Raw genomic sequence first — 1,231 nt, forward strand, 5'->3', positions numbered from 1 at the left:
TAATCCCATTATCTTGAGACCTCTCAATCATGTATCCTTCTATCAAGCTACCACTGATGTTCGACACATTCCAATTCAGGCTTATTTGTGACGATGATACTGCGCTGGCTGTGAGGCCAGTGGGAGATGGTAATACAGGAATTACTGGATTACTTGGGATTACAGGGTTGTTCGGAATTACCGGACTAGAAATTACAGGGCTGCTTGTAATTGGTTGCACCAATGTAGATGTAAGTCCAGAAGTNTGATTACAGGATTGTTTGGAATTACCGGACTAGAAATTACAGGGCTGTTTGTAATTGGTTGCACCAATGTAGATGTAAGTCCAGAAGTTGTGGATGTAACAGAATTTGTCAAGGAACCGAGCTGAGCAAACGCACCAGATGTAAACACACTAGAAGATGATAACAAAAGAATTGCAAAGAATAAAGCAATAACTACCTTCTTTGTTCTATTATCAATTTTTTTTCCATGACTTNGTTTGTCAAGGAACCAAGCTGGGCAAACGCACCAGATGTAAATACGCTAGAGGAGGATAGCAAAAGAATTGCAAAGAATACAGCAACAATTATCTTCTTTGTTCTATTATCAATTTTTTTTCCATAACTTTCGCTCAATACTACTAACTCTTGTTTTCATTTACTTGTGAAACTATATACCAGTTAGCCAACATTTTTCTAGAATAATTTTATAGTTATAACATCAAGCTACAAAATTTTTCTCCATTTATGAAGTTATTTTCTTCAGATAGCAACCACTACAACTGATCACTGTTCATGTTGAACAGGTATAGAGTCTAAATCTTTTTCATGATCAGATTTAGAATCATCCAAATCTTTTTCATGGTCAGATGTAGATCCTACTAGTGACACTAGTTGGTCAAGATAGGTTGTCAATGAATACCAAGGATTTGGTAGTGTCTGATCTGTAATGTAGATCAACCCCACATAATGCGATGCAGACTTTACAAATTTTGCATTCAACTTGTCAACACCATATGGCAAGATTGAGAAATTATATTTTGCATATTTTGTATGCCATCCTTTTAGTGATTCAACAGTAGGAAGCCCAGAATGTTCGTATATCACAATATTGTCAACAGTACCAAGGTATGAAGGTGACACATCCTTGCCAGGATTTCCTACAGTATAGTTAAGGCCTACTGATTTTGCATAATTACTCAAGTGCAAGTAATAGTCCTCTTTGCCAGGAACATGCTCCATCTCATCAA

The 1,231-nt window shown here is 36.6% G+C and carries 2 protein-coding genes; both read right to left on the reverse strand.

What is annotated here, in order from left to right; translation table 11 throughout:
- Positions 1–220: hypothetical protein (locus DYY66_RS16545; RefSeq protein ID WP_394352636.1), on the reverse strand; the 220-nt coding region annotated here is incomplete at its 3' end.
- A gap of 547 nt (positions 221–767) precedes the next feature.
- On the reverse strand, positions 768–1,231 hold a 464-nt coding region (locus tag DYY66_RS10255; protein WP_218583721.1), incomplete at its 5' end, for a spherulation-specific family 4 protein.

The organism is Candidatus Nitrosotalea sp. FS, assembly GCF_011319475.1.
In the GTDB taxonomy this organism is placed as follows: Archaea; Thermoproteota; Nitrososphaeria; order Nitrososphaerales; family Nitrosopumilaceae; genus Nitrosotalea.